The 14,812-nt window shown below is 67.1% G+C and carries 16 protein-coding genes; 12 read left to right on the forward strand and 4 right to left on the reverse strand.

All coding sequences use genetic code 11. The annotated features are described in order from the left end of the window. The 3 genes from accC to aroQ form a co-directional block, all read right to left on the reverse strand. Complete coding sequence (gene accC, locus E5K04_RS13855) at positions 1-1,353, reverse strand: acetyl-CoA carboxylase biotin carboxylase subunit (RefSeq protein ID WP_136555143.1); 1,353 nt, start codon at positions 1,351-1,353, stop codon at positions 1-3. Between the two features lie 140 nt (positions 1,354-1,493). Next, complete coding sequence (gene accB / locus E5K04_RS13860) at positions 1,494-1,958, reverse strand: acetyl-CoA carboxylase biotin carboxyl carrier protein (RefSeq protein WP_136555145.1); 465 nt, start codon at positions 1,956-1,958, stop codon at positions 1,494-1,496. A gap of 36 nt (positions 1,959-1,994) precedes the next feature. Further along, the gene (gene aroQ, locus E5K04_RS13865; RefSeq protein ID WP_136555247.1) at positions 1,995-2,465 is read right to left on the reverse strand and encodes a type II 3-dehydroquinate dehydratase; all 471 of its coding nucleotides are present in this window, start codon (positions 2,463-2,465) and stop codon (positions 1,995-1,997) included. Positions 2,466-2,676: 211 nt separating this feature from the next. Here aroQ and queA point away from each other — a divergent pair, with 211 nt between their 5' ends. From queA to E5K04_RS13900, 7 genes are all read left to right on the forward strand, one after another. Further along, positions 2,677-3,714: a tRNA preQ1(34) S-adenosylmethionine ribosyltransferase-isomerase QueA gene (gene queA, locus E5K04_RS13870; RefSeq protein WP_136555147.1), complete on the forward strand. Its 1,038-nt coding sequence runs from the start codon at positions 2,677-2,679 to the stop codon at positions 3,712-3,714. Further along, positions 3,702-4,073, forward strand: coding sequence for a gamma-butyrobetaine hydroxylase-like domain-containing protein (locus E5K04_RS13875; protein ID WP_136555149.1), 372 nt, complete (start codon positions 3,702-3,704; stop codon positions 4,071-4,073). The genes queA and E5K04_RS13875 overlap by 13 nt, the downstream gene beginning before the upstream one ends. A gap of 2 nt (positions 4,074-4,075) precedes the next feature. Further along, positions 4,076-4,810, forward strand: a complete 735-nt coding sequence (gene ubiE, locus E5K04_RS13880) for a bifunctional demethylmenaquinone methyltransferase/2-methoxy-6-polyprenyl-1,4-benzoquinol methylase UbiE (protein ID WP_136555151.1) — start codon at positions 4,076-4,078, stop codon at positions 4,808-4,810. After that, positions 4,810-5,154, forward strand: a complete 345-nt coding sequence (locus E5K04_RS13885) for a DMT family transporter (RefSeq protein WP_136555153.1) — start codon at positions 4,810-4,812, stop codon at positions 5,152-5,154. The genes ubiE and E5K04_RS13885 overlap by 1 nt, the downstream gene beginning before the upstream one ends. Positions 5,155-5,169: 15 nt before the next feature. Next, positions 5,170-5,769 (forward strand): ubiquinone biosynthesis accessory factor UbiJ, encoded by a 600-nt coding sequence (locus E5K04_RS13890; RefSeq protein WP_235844384.1) that lies wholly within the window; start codon positions 5,170-5,172, stop codon positions 5,767-5,769. Continuing rightward, the gene (ubiB, locus tag E5K04_RS13895; protein WP_136555157.1) at positions 5,760-7,286 is read left to right on the forward strand and encodes a ubiquinone biosynthesis regulatory protein kinase UbiB; all 1,527 of its coding nucleotides are present in this window, start codon (positions 5,760-5,762) and stop codon (positions 7,284-7,286) included. The genes E5K04_RS13890 and ubiB overlap by 10 nt, the downstream gene beginning before the upstream one ends. 452 nt (positions 7,287-7,738) lie before the next feature. Continuing rightward, positions 7,739-8,122, forward strand: coding sequence for a carboxymuconolactone decarboxylase family protein (locus E5K04_RS13900; protein WP_136555160.1), 384 nt, complete (start codon positions 7,739-7,741; stop codon positions 8,120-8,122). 72 nt (positions 8,123-8,194) lie between these two features. On the opposite strand, the gene E5K04_RS13905 is transcribed toward E5K04_RS13900, so the two are convergent. Next, entirely contained in the window at positions 8,195-8,563 is a 369-nt protein-coding gene (locus tag E5K04_RS13905; protein ID WP_136555162.1) for an Mth938-like domain-containing protein, read from the reverse strand. 163 nt (positions 8,564-8,726) lie between these two features. On the opposite strand from E5K04_RS13905, the gene E5K04_RS13910 reads away from it, so the two are divergent. From E5K04_RS13910 to astB, 5 genes are all read left to right on the forward strand, one after another. Continuing rightward, on the forward strand, positions 8,727-9,956 hold the full coding sequence (locus E5K04_RS13910; RefSeq protein WP_136555164.1) for a pyridoxal phosphate-dependent aminotransferase: 1,230 nt from the start codon (positions 8,727-8,729) through the stop codon (positions 9,954-9,956). A 79-nt stretch (positions 9,957-10,035) separates the two neighbouring features. Then, entirely contained in the window at positions 10,036-11,346 is a 1,311-nt protein-coding gene (locus E5K04_RS13915) for a homoserine dehydrogenase (RefSeq protein ID WP_136555166.1), read from the forward strand. Continuing rightward, on the forward strand, positions 11,339-11,854 hold the full coding sequence (locus tag E5K04_RS13920) for a GNAT family N-acetyltransferase (protein WP_136555168.1): 516 nt from the start codon (positions 11,339-11,341) through the stop codon (positions 11,852-11,854). The genes E5K04_RS13915 and E5K04_RS13920 overlap by 8 nt, the downstream gene beginning before the upstream one ends. Positions 11,855-11,865: 11 nt before the next feature. Continuing rightward, positions 11,866-13,272, forward strand: a complete 1,407-nt coding sequence (gene thrC, locus E5K04_RS13925; RefSeq protein WP_136555170.1) for a threonine synthase — start codon at positions 11,866-11,868, stop codon at positions 13,270-13,272. A gap of 172 nt (positions 13,273-13,444) precedes the next feature. After that, complete coding sequence (astB, locus tag E5K04_RS13930; RefSeq protein ID WP_136555172.1) at positions 13,445-14,788, forward strand: N-succinylarginine dihydrolase; 1,344 nt, start codon at positions 13,445-13,447, stop codon at positions 14,786-14,788. The last annotated feature ends 24 nt before the right edge of the window (positions 14,789-14,812 follow it).

Raw genomic sequence — 14,812 nt, forward strand, 5'->3', positions numbered from 1 at the left:
TCAGTGTTCCTTCTTCTGGGCCAGCCGCTCTTCCAGGTAGTGGATGCTGGTGCCGCCGCGGATGAACGCGCTGTCGAGCAGCAACTCCTGGTGCAGCGGGATGTTGGTCTTGATGCCGGAAATCGCCATTTCGGACAGCGCGATGCGCATCCGGGCGAGCGCCTGGTCGCGGGTATCGCCGTACGCGATCACCTTGCCGACCATCGAATCGTAGTTAGGCGGAACAGTGTAGCCCTGATAGATGTGCGAGTCGATGCGGATGCCCGGGCCGCCGGCCGGGTGGTAGCCGTCGATCTTGCCCGGGCTCGGCACGAAGGTGAACGGGTCTTCGGCGTTGATCCGGCATTCGATCGCGTGGCCGGAGAGCTTCACGTCGTCCTGCGTGTAGCGCAGCTTCTCGCCGGCGGCGATGCGGATCTGTTCCTGCACGATGTCGATGCCGGTGATCATCTCGGTCACCGGGTGCTCGACCTGCACGCGGGTGTTCATCTCGATGAAGTAGAACTCGCCGTTCTCGTAGAGGAACTCGAAGGTGCCCGCGCCGCGGTAGCCGATGCGGCGGCACGCTTCGGCACATGCCTCGCCGATGCGCTGGCGCTCTTCGTCGGTGATGCCCGGTGCCGGCGCTTCCTCGATGATCTTCTGGTGGCGGCGCTGCATCGAGCAGTCGCGCTCGCCCAGGTAGATCGCGTTGCCGTACTCGTCGGCCAGCACCTGGATCTCGATGTGGCGCGGCAGCTGCAGGTACTTTTCCATGTACACGGTCGGGTTGCCGAAGGCGGCGCCCGCTTCGGTACGCGTCATGTCGACCGCGTTCAGGAGCGCGGCCTCGGTGTGCACCACGCGCATGCCGCGGCCGCCACCACCACCGGCGGCCTTGATGATCACCGGGTAGCCGATGCGTGCGGCGATCCGGATGATCTCTTCGCCGTCGTCCGGCAGCGCGCCCTCGGAGCCGGGCACGCAGGGCACGCCGGCCTCGATCATCGCGTTCTTGGCGGCGACCTTGTCGCCCATCTGGCGGATGGTGTCCGGACGCGGTCCGATGAACACGAAGCCGGATTCCTCGACGCGCTCGGCGAAGTCGGCGTTCTCCGACAAAAAGCCGTAACCGGGGTGGATCGCCTGCGCGTCGGTCACTTCGGCGGCGGCGATGATCGCCGGCACGTGCAGGTAGCTCTTGGCCGACGGGGCGGGGCCGATGCACACCGACTCGTCGGCGAGTTTCACGTACTTGGCTTCGCGGTCGGCTTCCGAGTGGACGACCACGGTCTTGATGCCCATTTCACGGCAGGCACGCTGGATGCGCAGGGCGATTTCCCCGCGGTTGGCGATCAGGATCTTCTCAAACATCTGTCGTTTCTCCGCGGCGGGGCGTACCCCGCCGCCTAAGCTTTAGCCTTGCCCCCCAGGCGTGTGCCTGAACGGCAAGGAGCAAGAGGCCGACCGCCGGGCGATCCGCGTCTTGCTCCTCCTTGTGCGGGTGCTGTGCCTTACTCGATGACGAACAGCGGCTCGCCGTATTCGACCGGCTGGCCGTCTTCGGCCAGGATCGCCTTGATCACGCCGGCGCGGTCCGCTTCGATCTCGTTCATCAGCTTCATCGCCTCGATGATGCACAGGGTGTCGCCGACCGCGACGCTCTGGCCGACTTCGGCGAACGCCTTGGCGCCCGGGCTCGACGAACGGTAGAAGGTACCGACCATCGGCGACTTGACGGCGTTCTTGTCGCTGGCCGGCGCCGGCGCGGCTTCGGCCGGCGCGGCGGCCGGTGCCGCTGCCGGGGCGGCAGCCATCGGCGCGCCCATCGGCAACTGGTAGTGGACCGGCTGGCTGAAGGCAGCCTGCGCCGAGACACGGGTAATACGGACTTTCTCTTCGCCTTCGGTGACTTCGAGCTCGGCGATGCCGGACTCTTCAACGAGGTCGATCAGTTTTTTGAGTTTTCTGAGGTCCATTACTGATCCTGTGATGTACTTGACGGGAGTGGGGTGTCAGCGCCGGGCCGCAAGCCGGGTGAGGGCATGCGCCAGCGCGAGTTCGTAGCCTTGCGCGCCCAGTCCGCAGATCACGCCGACGGCGAGGTCCGAGAAGTAGGAGTGCTGGCGGAAGGGTTCGCGCGCGTGCACGTTGGACAGGTGCACTTCGATGAACGGCACCTTCACCGCGGAGATCGCGTCGCGCAGCGCGACGCTGGTGTGGGTGAAGGCGGCCGGGTTGATCAGGATGAAACCGGTGCCGTCGGTCAGGCACGCGTGCACGCGCTCGATGAGCACATGCTCGGCGTTGCTCTGCAGCGTGGAGAGCTCGCAGCCGGCGGCCTGCGCCTGCGTTTCGAGGCGGCGGTTGATGTCGTCCAGCGTGTCGCGGCCGTAGTGGTCGGGTTCGCGTACGCCCAGGAGATTCAGGTTCGGGCCGTGCAGCACCAGGATGCGGGGTGCCGCGCCTGCCGGTTCATCTTTCATCATGCCGGCAAGTTTGCCGCAATTGCCGGCAAGAAGTCCAGCATATGCCGGCATTTCAAACGAACGTCACAATCAGTCGATCGCCTTGAATAGAGCATCCGCACTAGCTGCGGCGCGGCTTTGCGCCGTGCCGCACCATGCATGCCGGGTGCGTGCCGAGCCGCGGGTGGCGGGGTATAATCGTCATCATTTTTTGCGGACCCATCGCGCCATGCAACTCTCCGACTTCGATTACCACCTGCCGGAGCACCTGATCGCCCAGCATCCGCCGAAGCAGCGCGGCGGCAGCCGCCTGTTGCACGTCGACGGACTGCATCTGGAAGACCGCCTGTTTTCCGACCTGCCGGCCTTCCTGCAGGCGGGCGACGTGCTGGTGTTCAACGACACCCGCGTGATCAAGGCGCGCCTGTTCGGCGAGAAGGACAGCGGCGGCAAGGTCGAGGCGCTGATCGAGCGCGTGGAGAACGAGCACGAGGCGCTCGCGCATGTGCGCGCGTCCAAGTCGCCCAAGCCCGGCACCCGCATCCTTTTCGCCGGCCGCTGGCAGGCCGAGATGGTCGAGCGGGTCGGCGAGCTGTTCCGCCTGCGTTTCCTCGACGACGAGAACCTGTTCGACATCCTCGAGGCTTCGGGCAAGCTGCCGCTGCCGCCGTATATCGCGCGCGACACCGAGGGCGACGACGACGAGCGCTACCAGACCGTTTACGCGCGGGAGAAGGGCGCGGTCGCCGCGCCGACCGCCGGCCTGCACTTCACCGAAGACATGCTGACGATGCTTGAGGGCGCCGGCGTCAAGCTCGCCTACGTCACGCTGCATGTCGGCGCCGGCACCTTCCAGCCGGTACGCGTCGACAATATCGCCGAGCACAAGATGCACAGCGAACGCTACGAGATCAGCCAGGCGACGGTCGACGTGATCGAGGCCGCGCACGCGGCCGGCCGCCGCGTGGTCGCCGTCGGCACCACCAGCATGCGCGCGCTCGAATCGGCCGCGCGCGGCGGCGTGCTCGCCGCCGGCCGCGGCGAGACCGACATCTTCATCACGCCGGGTTTCCGCTTCAACGTGGTCGACCGCCTGCTGACCAACTTCCACCTGCCCAAGTCGACGCTGTTGATGCTGGTGTCGGCGTTCGCCGGCTACGACGAGATGCGTGCGGCGTACGCGCACGCGGTCGCCGCCGAGTACCGCTTCTTCAGCTACGGCGACGCGATGCTGCTCGAACGCAAGGAGGCCGCATGTCAGGGCTGACCCCGGACACGCCGCACCCGCTGGAAATCCGCCTGCTGACCGAATCTCGCCGGCTGGAGATTTCCTTCGACGACGGCGCGCGTTTCAGCCTCCCGGCCGAGTACCTCAGGGTGTACTCGCCGTCGGCCGAGGTGCGCGGCCACGGTGCCGGGCAGGAAGTGCTGCAGGTCGGCAAGCGGCAGGTGGCGATCACCGCGCTCGAGCCGGTCGGCCACTACGCGCTGAAGATCGTGTTCGACGACGGCCACGACAGCGGGCTCTTCAGCTGGGACTACCTGTACCGGCTGGGCGCCGATTACGACAGGAACTGGCAGGATTATCTGGACAGGCTGGCGCGTGCCGGCGCAAGCAGGGAGTAAACATGGACAAAACGACCCACTTCGGCTTCAAGAGCGTCGCCGAAAGCGAAAAGGCGGGCAAGGTTGCCGAGGTGTTCCACTCGGTCGCGCAGAAGTACGACGTGATGAACGACCTGATGTCGGGCGGCCTGCACCGCATCTGGAAGCACTTCACGCTGAACACCGCCGGCGTGCGCCGCGGCGACAAGGTGCTCGACATCGCCGGGGGCACCGGCGATTTGGCGCGCGGCTGGGCCAAGCGGGTCGGCAAGGAAGGCGAGGTGTGGCTGACCGACATCAACTCGTCGATGCTGACCGTCGGCCGCGATCGCCTGCTCGACGAGGGGCTGATGCTGCCGGTGTCGCTGGCCGACGCCGAGAAGCTGCCGTTCCCGGACAACTACTTTAACCTGGTGTCGGTCGCCTTCGGCCTGCGCAACATGACGCACAAGGACGCCGCGCTCGCCGAGATGTACCGCGTACTCAAACCCGGCGGCAAGCTTCTGGTGCTCGAGTTCTCCAAGGTGTGGAAGCCGCTCTCTCCGGTGTACGACTTCTACTCGTTCAAAGCGCTGCCGGTGATGGGCAAGCTGGTCGCGAACGACGCGGATAGCTACCAGTACCTCGCCGAGTCGATCCGCATGCACCCGGACCAGGAAACCCTCAAGCAGCTGATGCTGGACGCGGGTTTCGGCAAGGTCGACTACCACAACCTGTCCGCCGGTGTCGTCGCGCTGCACAAGGGCTTCAAGTTCTGATGGGCGCGCTTGCCAAGGTGCCCACCTGGCTGATGCTCGCGCTGGCGATCCTGGCCGAGGTGAGCGCGACGAGCTCGATGAAGCTGACCGAAGGCTTCACGCGGCCGCTGCCGACCGTGCTGGTGCTGTGTGGTTACGCGCTGTCGCTCAGCCTGCTCGCGCAGGTGGTGCAGCGGGTCGACGTCGGCGTCGTCTACGCGATCTGGTGCGGAGTCGGCATGGCCGCCGTCGCGCTGGTCGGCGTGCTGGTATACGGCGAGGCGGTGACGCTCGCCAAGGTCGGTGGCATCGTGCTGATTGTCGCCGGCACCCTGATGTTGAGCCTGGCCATGCGTGGCCACTAGCCGGAGTAAAACGTGATGCTGACGCTGGCCGTGTTCAACCACCTGCTCGGGCAGCAGCCCGAACTGCGCGCCGAACTCGCGCGCTGGCACGGCCGCCGCGTCGCCGTCGCGCTCGCGCCGTTCAGCGTCGCCGGTGTCGTCACCGACGAGGGCTACCTCGCGCGCTGTCCGGGCGAGCCCGAGGCGACGGTGCGGCTGGGCCACGGCCTGGTGCTCGCCTCGCTGGCCGGCGGCACGCCCGACATGCGGGAAGTGAAGACCAGCGGCGACGCCGCGCTGGCCGGTGCCGTGCTCGCGGTGCTCACCCGCTTGTCCTGGGACGCAGAGGAAGACGTCTCGCGCGTGCTGGGCGACGCCGCCGCGCACCGGCTGGGCCGCTTCGTGCGCCGCGCATTCGGCCTGAAGGGCGAGATCGGCGGGCGCCTGCTGGAGGGCTGGGTCGAGCATCTCCGCGACGAGGCGCCGCTCGTCGCGCACCGGCGAGACGTCGAGCGCTTCGTCGCTGACGTTGACGCGCTGCGCGACGACGCCGAGCGCCTCGCCAAGCGGCTCGCGCGGCTGGAAACCGCCGCCGGGCCTTCATCCACTGCCAAGCAAGGGGCCTCATGCGCCTGAAGCGTTTTACCCGCATCGTCTCCACCTTCTACCGCTACGGTCTTGATGAATTCTTCGCCGGCCACTCGCGGCTGGGTTTCGTGCACAGCCTGCTGCGCTGGTTACCCATCCCGCGCGACCTGACGCGGTCGCGCCCCGAGCGGGTGCGCCTCGCGCTGGAGAGCCTGGGGCCGATCTTCGTCAAGTTCGGCCAGCTGTTGTCCACCCGCCGCGACTTGTTGCCGCACGACTACGCCGAGGCGCTCGCCCACTTGCAGGACCGCGTCGCGCCGTTCGACGGCGAACTGGCGCGGCGGGTGATCGAGCAGAGCCTTAACCGTCGCGTCGACGACATCTACGTCGACTTCGAGACGCAGCCGGTGGCCAGCGCGTCGGTCGCGCAGGTGCACCGCGCGTGGCTGCGCGAGGCGGACGACAGCCGTGGCCGCGAAGTCGCGGTCAAGGTGCTGCGCCCGGGCATCGCGCCGGTGATCGAGCAGGATCTCGCGTTGATGAAGATGCTGGCAGGCTGGGTCGAGCGGCTGTTCGCCGACGGCAAGCGGCTGAAGCCGCGCGAGGTGGTCGCCGAATTCGACCGCCACCTGCACGACGAGCTGGACATGATGCACGAGGCGGGCAACGCCTCGCAGCTGCGGCGTAACTTCGAAGGCTCCGACATGCTGGTGGTGCCCGAGGTGTTCTACGAGGCGACCAGCACCGACGTACTGACGCTCGAATGGATGCGCGGCGTGCCGGTTGGCCGCATCGAAGAATTGCGCGCGGCAGGCGTCGATTTGAAGCAGTTGTCGCGCTTCGGCGTCGAGATATTCTTCACCCAGGTGTTCCGCCACGGCTTCTTCCACGCCGACATGCACCCGGGCAACATCTTCGTCGCACCGGACGGCCGCTATATCGCGCTCGACTTCGGCATCGTCGGCAGCCTGACCGAGAAGGACAAGCACTACCTGGCGATCAACTTCCTCGCCTTCTTCAACCGCGATTATCACCGCGTCGCCACCGCGCATATCGAGTCGGGCTGGGTGCCGGCCGACACCCGCCCGGAAGAGCTGGAAGCGGCGGTACGCACCGTGTGCGAACCCTTCTTCGACAAGCCCTTAAGCCAGATCTCCTTCGGCATGGTGCTGCTGCGCCTGTTTGAAACCAGCCGCCGCTTCAACGTCGAGATCCAGCCGCAGCTGGTGCTGCTGCAAAAGACGCTGCTCAATATCGAGGGCCTGGGCCGCCAGCTCGACCCCGACCTCAACCTGTGGGACACCGCCAAGCCCTTCCTCACCAAGTGGATGAACGAGCAGATCGGCTGGCGCGGCTTGCTGTGCACCCTGAAGGACGAGGCGCCGCAATGGGCGACCACCCTGCCGACCCTGCCTCGCAAGCTGAACGAAGCCTTGTCCGGCAAGTCGTCCGAGCTGATGGTGGCGGGCTATCTGCAGCTGATGCGCGAACAGAAGCGGCAGAACTTCCTGCTCGCGCTGATCGCGCTGCTATTGGGCGCACTGCTGTTGAAGGATTTGCTGTAGGTGGTGGGTTACGCCGCCCATTCCTTCGCGCCGCTTCGCTAGCCGCGCTCAGTCAGCGGCTAACTCGCGTGCGGAGTCGCCAACCTTATGGGGAGCCACCCCGAGTCCCGTAGCCGCAAGCCGCGGCGAAGCCGGTCGCCAAGGTTTTAAGTCGCCCTTTGTTCGAGCAATTTGACGCTAGCAAATTGCGAGTCGGGCGGAGCCTTGGTGGGCGGCTTTGACGCGGAGTTTCGCTGCGGATTCGGGTCGCTTTTTCTTTCGACCATTTCTTTTGGCGAGACAAAAGCAATGGCCCCGTCTGCCGCGCGGAAGCGGCAAGGAAAACATCCGCCTGTCGGATTCATTCAAAGGCCCGCCGTCATCGCGGGCCTTTTTGCGCCAGGATCAGGCAGGGGCTTGTCATTTGATATATAAAAAGACATAATATGTGTGCCGTTAACGAAGGAGCCACCATGAGCCACAACTACCAGGAACTGGCCGCCGCCCTCGGCGCCAAGGTCGCCGAGCTGCGCCGCGAGATCCCCGAGACGATGAAGGGCTTCGGCCAGATGAACCGTGCAGCGCACGCCAACGGCGCGCTGGATAACAAGCAGAAGGAGCTGATCGCGATCGCCATCGGCATCGCCGGCCGCTGCCAGGGCTGCCTCGCCTTCCACGCCAAGGCGCTTGTCGAGCTGGGCTGCACCCGTGCCGAATTCCTCGAGATGCTGCAGGTTGCGGTGTACATGGGCGGCGGCCCGTCGCTGATGACGGCGGCCGAGGCGCTGATGGCGTACGAGAGCTTCGGCGGCGAGCGCGCGCTGCAGCCGGCCGGTGCGGAGGCCAGCCCGCTGTAAAGCGAGCGTAGCGCTGTAGAAAAGGCAAGGCTGACGCCCCGCGTCCCCTCAGGGATGCGGGGCGTTTGTGCGTCAGGCGGGCAGCAGCGCGGCGAGCACTTTGCGGCCCTCGGCGTGCAGGATGTTGTAGGTGCGGCAGGCGGCGGCGCTGTCCATTACCTCGACGCCGACGTGCGCGGCCGACAGCGCGGCGTACAGGCGCGGGTGCAGCAGGCGCTGCACCTTGCCGCAGCCGACCAGCACCACCTCCGGCTCGAAGCGGGCGAGCTCGGCGAAGTGCTCGGGCGCGAGCGCGTCGAACGAGGTCGCGCTCCATTGCGCGGCGTGTTCGCCGCACACCACGAGCGGGTGGCTGTAACGGGTCTGGCCGAGCTGGAAATAGCCGTCGCCGTAGCCGCTGAACAACTGGTGGCCGGCGAGCTCGGACTGGTGCAGTTTCATGGGCGGGTTTCCTTGCGCGAGGGGGGCGCCGCTGGCTAGTGCAGCGCAGCAGCGGATGGGATAGGATTATAGCCGACTGTAATGACACTCAGGTGGCTACGCGCGAGCCGCGCCGGCCTGACCTCACCTACGCGGGCGCGGCCCGCCAGAAGGATTCTGCCCCATGCAACCCGTGCGCAAATCGCAGAAGCTCGCCAACGTCTGCTACGACATCCGCGGACCGGTGCTCGAGCACGCGAAGAAGATGGAAGAAGAAGGCCATCGCATCATCAAGCTCAATATCGGCAACCCGGCGCCGTTCGGCTTTTACGCGCCGGACGAGATCACCGCCGACATGATTGCCAACCTGCCGGCGGCCTCCGGCTACGCCGACTCCAAGGGCCTGTTTGCCGCGCGCAAGGCGATCATGCACTACACGCAGGAGAAGAACATCCCCGGCGTCGGGCTGGAGGACATTTACGTCGGCAACGGCGTCTCCGAGCTGATCGTGATGGCGATGCAGGCGCTGCTCGATAACGGTGACGAGGTGCTGGTGCCGGCGCCGGACTATCCCCTGTGGACGGCGGCGGTCAGCCTGGCCGGTGGCCGTGCGGTGCACTATGTGTGCGACGAGGCGCAAGGCTGGTTCCCCGACATCGCCGACATCGAGGCCAAGATCACGCCGAACACGCGCGCGATCGTGGTGATCAACCCGAACAACCCGACCGGCGCGGTCTACCCGCAACCCCTGCTCGAGCAGATCGTCGAACTGGCGCGCAAGCACCAGCTGATCATCTACGCCGACGAGATCTACGACAAGGTGCTGTACGACAGCGAGCACCATGTGTCGATCGCCAGCCTGGCGCCGGACGTGCTGTGCGTGACGATGAATGGCCTCTCCAAGAACTACCGCGCCTGTGGCTACCGCGCCGGCTGGATGTCGGTGTCCGGCGAGAAGCGCCACGCGCGCGACTATATCGAGGGGCTGAACATGCTCGCCTCGATGCGCCTGTGCGCCAACGTGCCCGGCCAGTACGCGATCCAGACCGCGCTGGGCGGCTACCAGAGCATCAACGACCTGGTCGCCCCCAGCGGCCGCCTCGCCCGCCAGCGCGACCTAGCGTACGAGATGCTGAGTGCGATGCCCGGCGTCTCCTGCGTGAAGCCCAAGGGCGCGCTCTACATGTTCCCGCGCCTCGACCCCGAGGTGTACCCGATCGCCGACGACCAGCAGTTCATCCTCGAGCTGCTGCAGCAGGAGAAGGTATTGCTGGTGCAGGGGACGGGGTTTAACTGGATTGCACCGGATCACTTCCGCGTGGTATTCCTTCCGAATACGGACGACCTCGCCGAGGCGCTCGGCCGGGTCGGGCACTTCCTCGAAAACTACCGCCTGCGCCACGGCACCAACTAGGCCGCGGCAGGCCAACACAAGGGACCGTGCGCGGTCCCTTCTTTGCAGCGAACACGCGTATAAAACCAGGAGCACGAGCATGAAGCCGATCAATATTGGCCTGATGGGGGTTGGGACGGTCGGTGGCGGTGTCGCCACCGTATTGAAGCGAAATGCTGAAGAAATCAGCCGGCGTGCCGGCCGCGACATCCGCCTGACCATCGCTGCGCGCCGCAATGTCGAGCAGGCGCGCGAGCTGGTCGGCGAGGAAGTCGCCATTGTGGCCGACGCCTTCGCGGTCGTCGACCACCCGGACGTCGACATCGTGGTCGAGCTGATCGGCGGCGACACCGTCGCCAAGGAACTGGTGCTGCGTGCGATCGCCAACGGCAAGCATGTGGTGACCGCCAACAAGAAGCTGCTGGCGCTGCACGGCAACGAGATCTTCGCGCGCGCGCAGGAGAAGGGCGTGATGGTCGCCTTCGAGGCGGCGGTCGCCGGCGGCATCCCGATCATCAAGGCGCTGCGCGAGGGCCTGAGCGCCAACCGCATCGAGTGGATCGCCGGCATCATCAACGGCACCTCCAACTTCATCCTGACCGAGATGCGCGAGAAGGGCGCAAGCTTCGCCGACGTGCTGGCCGAGGCGCAGCGCCTGGGTTACGCCGAAGCCGACCCGACCTTCGACGTCGAAGGCCACGACGCCGGCCACAAACTGACCATCATGGCGGCCATCGCGTTCGGCATCCCGATGAACTTCGGCGCGTGCTACCTCGAGGGCATCAGCCGCCTCGACGGCCGCGACATCCGTTACGCCGAGGAACTGGGCTACCGCGTGAAGCTGCTGGGCCTGACCCGCTGCACCGAAGACGGGGTCGAACTGCGCGTGCATCCGACGCTGATCCCCGAGGGCCGCCTGATCGCCAACGTGAACGGCGTGATGAACGCGGTGCTGGCCAAGGGCGACGCGATCGGCCCGACCCTCTACTACGGCGCGGGCGCCGGTGCCCTGCCGACCGCGTCGGCGGTGGTCGCCGACATCGTCGACGTCGCCCGCCTGATGACGGCCGACCCCGAGCACCGCGTGCCGCACCTCGCGTTCCAGCCGGACCAGCTCAAGGACCTGCCGCTGCTGCCGATGGACGAGGTGGTCAGCTCCTACTACCTGCGCATCAGCGTGACCGACCGCGCCGGCGTGCTGGCCGAGATCACCCGTCTGCTCGCCGAGAACGACATCTCGATCGAGGCGCTGATCCAGAAGGGCTCGTTGTCCGAGGGCACGGCCGAGGTGGTGCTGTTGACCCACCGCGTGAAGGAGCGCCAGGCCAACGCGGCGATCGCCGCGATCGAGGCCCTGGCCAGCGTCACCTGCCCGGTGGTACGCCTGCGCATGGAAGAACTCAATGGCTGAGCTTGTGCCCGGCATCAGCGTCCGCCGGGCGACGCGGGACGACCTTGAGGCGATCGTCGACATCTACAACTCGACCATCGCCTCGCGCATGGTCACCGCCGACCTCGAGCCGGTCAGCGTGGCAGACCGCGAACCGTGGTTCGCCGCGCACGGCGAGCGCCACCCGCTGTGGGTCGCCGAGGCCGGCTCCCGGGTGGTCGGCTGGGCCAGCCTGTCGGCCTTCCACAGCCGCGCCGCCTATGACGCGACCGCCGAAGTGAGCGTCTACCTCGCGCCGGACACCCGCGGCCGCGGCCTGGGCGCGGCCTTCCTGCGCTTTGTCGAGGTGGCGTGCCCGGCGCTTGGCGTGCGCAACCTGGTCGCGCTGGTGTTCGGCCACAACGCGCCGTCGGTCGCGCTGTTTTCGCGCGCGGGCTACGCGCGCTGGGGCGAGCTGCCGCAGGTGGCGGAACTCGATTGCGTGCGGCGTGACCTCCTGATGCTCGGCAAGCACCTTACACAAGACTAAAAGAGAAACCGATGAAGTACATCAGCACCCGCGGCGCGATGGCGCCGCTCGAATTCTCCGACACCGTCCTGATGGGGCTTGCCCCCGATGGCGGCCTCGCGCTGCCCGAGCGCTACCCGCAGGTCGACCGCGCGACGCTGGATGCCTGGCGCGCGCTGCCGTACCCGGAACTTGCGTTCGAGATCCTGCGCCTCTACGCGACCGACATTCCCGAGGATGACCTCAAGGCACTGACCACACGCACCTACACCGCGGCGGTGTTCGGCAGTGCGGCGATCACCCCGGTCAAGACGCTGCACGACGGCGTGAAGATCCTCGAGCTCTCCAACGGCCCGACGCTCGCCTTCAAGGACATGGCGATGCAGCTGCTCGGCAACCTGTTCGAGTACGTGCTGCAAAAGCGCGGCGAGCGGCTGAACATCCTCGGCGCCACCTCGGGCGACACCGGCTCGGCCGCAGAGTACGCGCTGCGCGGCAAGGCGAACGTCAACGTGTTCATGCTGTCGCCGGCCGGCAAGATGAGCGTGTTCCAGCGCGCGCAGATGTACAGCCTCACCGACGAGAACATCCACAACATCGCCGTGCGCGGCATGTTCGACGATTGCCAGGACATCGTGAAGGCGGTGCAGAACGACCACGCCTTCAAAGAGGCGTACCGCATCGGCACCGTCAACTCGATCAACTGGGCGCGGGTGGTCGCGCAGGTGGTGTACTACTTCGCCGGTTACTTTAACGCGACCGCGAACAACGACGAGAAGCTCAGCTTCTGCGTGCCGTCCGGCAACTTCGGCAACGTGTGCGCCGGCCATATCGCGCGCCAGATGGGCCTGCCGATCGACCGCCTGATCGTCGCCACCAACGAGAACGACGTGCTCGACGAATTCTTCCGCACTGGCGTCTACCGCCCGCGCAGCACCGCCGAGACCTTCGTCACCTCCAGCCCGTCGATGGACATCTCCAAGGCGTCCAACTTCGAGCGCTTCGTGTTCGACCTGGTCGGCCGCGACGGCGCCGAAGTGGCCCGCCTGTGGCGCGCGGTCGACGCGGGCGTCGGCTTCGACTTGTCGGCGCGCCTGGCCGACGTGCGCGAGCGCTTCGGCTTCGTCTCCGGCGCCAGCAGCCACGCCGACCGTTTGGCGACCATCCGCCAGATCGACGCCGAAGACAGCGTGGTGCTCGACCCGCACACCGCCGACGGCGTGAAGGTCGCGCGCGAAGTGCGCATCCCTGGCGAGACGGTGCTCTGCCTGGAGACCGCGCTGCCGGCAAAGTTTGCCGAGACCATACGCGAGGCGCTGGATCGAGAACCGCCGCGTCCGGCCGGCTTCGACGGCATCGAGGACTTGCCACAGCGGGTGGTCGAAGTCGACGCCGACGCCGCCACCGTCAAGTCGCTCATCGCGCACGCGCTGGCCTGATTTGCCTTTCGCAAGACCACGGCAAGGCAGCCTGCGGGCTGCCTTCTTGCTGGACGTGCAATGATGTTTGTGTAAATAGCCGTCGCGTGGGCGGAATGCCGGCGCCGTCCGCGATGGTTTAATCCTGCAGAGCCCTCCCCGTAGAGGAGGGCCGTTCACGGAGCAAACCCCGATGCAAGCGTTTGAAGCGAACTTCGACGGGCTGGTCGGCCCGACCCACAACTACGCCGGGCTGTCGCACGGCAACGTCGCCTCCACCGGCAACGCCCACGGGCTCGCCAACCCGAAGGAGGCGGCGCTGCAGGGCCTCGCCAAGATGAAGGCGCTGGCTGACATGGGCTTCAAGCAGGGCGTGCTCGCCCCGCACGCCCGGCCGGACACGCAGGCGCTGCGCAAGCTGGGCTTTGCCGGCAACGACGCGGCGGTGCTCGCGCGCGCTGCCAAGGAAGCGCCGGCCATCCTCGCCGCGGTCAGCTCGGCCTCGCCGATGTGGACCGCCAACGCGGCGACGGTCAGCCCGTCGGCCGACACCCATGATGGCCGCGTGCACTTCACGCCGGCCAACCTCAACAACAAGTTCCACCGCTCGCTCGAGCACGAACAGACCGGCCGCCTGCTCAAGGCGATGTTCGCCGACGAAAACCGCTTCGCGCACCACGCGGCACTGCCCGCGCAGATGCACTTCGGCGACGAGGGCGCGGCCAACCACACCCGCTTTTGCGGCGACTACGGCGCGCGCGGCGTCGAATTCTTCGTGTACGGTCGCGCAGCGTTCGCCGCCGGTGCGCCAGGGCCGAGCCGCTACCCGGCGCGCCAGACGCTGGAAGCGAGCGAGGCGATTGCCCGCCTGCACGGCCTCGCGCCCGAGTGCGTGGTGTACGCGCGGCAGAACGCCGACGCCATCGACGCGGGCGTGTTCCACAACGACGTGATCGCGGTCGGCAACGGCCACGTCTCCTTCCATCACGAGCTGGCGTTCGCCGACCAGGCCGCGGTGCTCGCCGAACTGTCCGCCAAGCTCGCCGCGCAAGGCGTCGCCTTCGAGGCGGTCGAGGTGCCGGCCGACGAGGTCAGCCTCGAGGACGCGGTGCACAGCTATCTGTTCAACAGCCAGCTGTTGCGCCGCTCCGACGGTCGCATGCTGCTGGTGGTCCCCGAGGAGTGCCGCGTCAACCCGCGGGTGTCGGCCTACCTCGACCGGCTGCTCGCAAGCGGCGGCCCGATCGCCGAGGTGCGGGTGTTCGACCTCAAGCAATCGATGCAGAACGGCGGCGGGCCGGCCTGCCTGCGCCTGCGCGTCGCGCTGACCGAGGCCGAGGCGGCCGCGGTCAACCCCGCGGTGTGGATGGACGACGCGCTCTACGCACGGCTCACCGGCTGGGTCGGCCGCCACTACCGCGACCGCCTGTCGGCCGCGGACCTGGCCGACCCGGCGCTGCTTGCCGAGAGCCAGCAGGCGCTCGACGAGCTGACGGGCATCCTGTCGCTCGGCAGCGTCTACCCCTTCCAGCGCTGAACGAAAAACACCCCGCGGCGTACC

Origin of the sequence: Crenobacter intestini, from assembly GCF_004919095.1 — a bacterium.
Classification (GTDB): domain Bacteria; phylum Pseudomonadota; class Gammaproteobacteria; order Burkholderiales; family Chromobacteriaceae; genus Craterilacuibacter; species Craterilacuibacter intestini.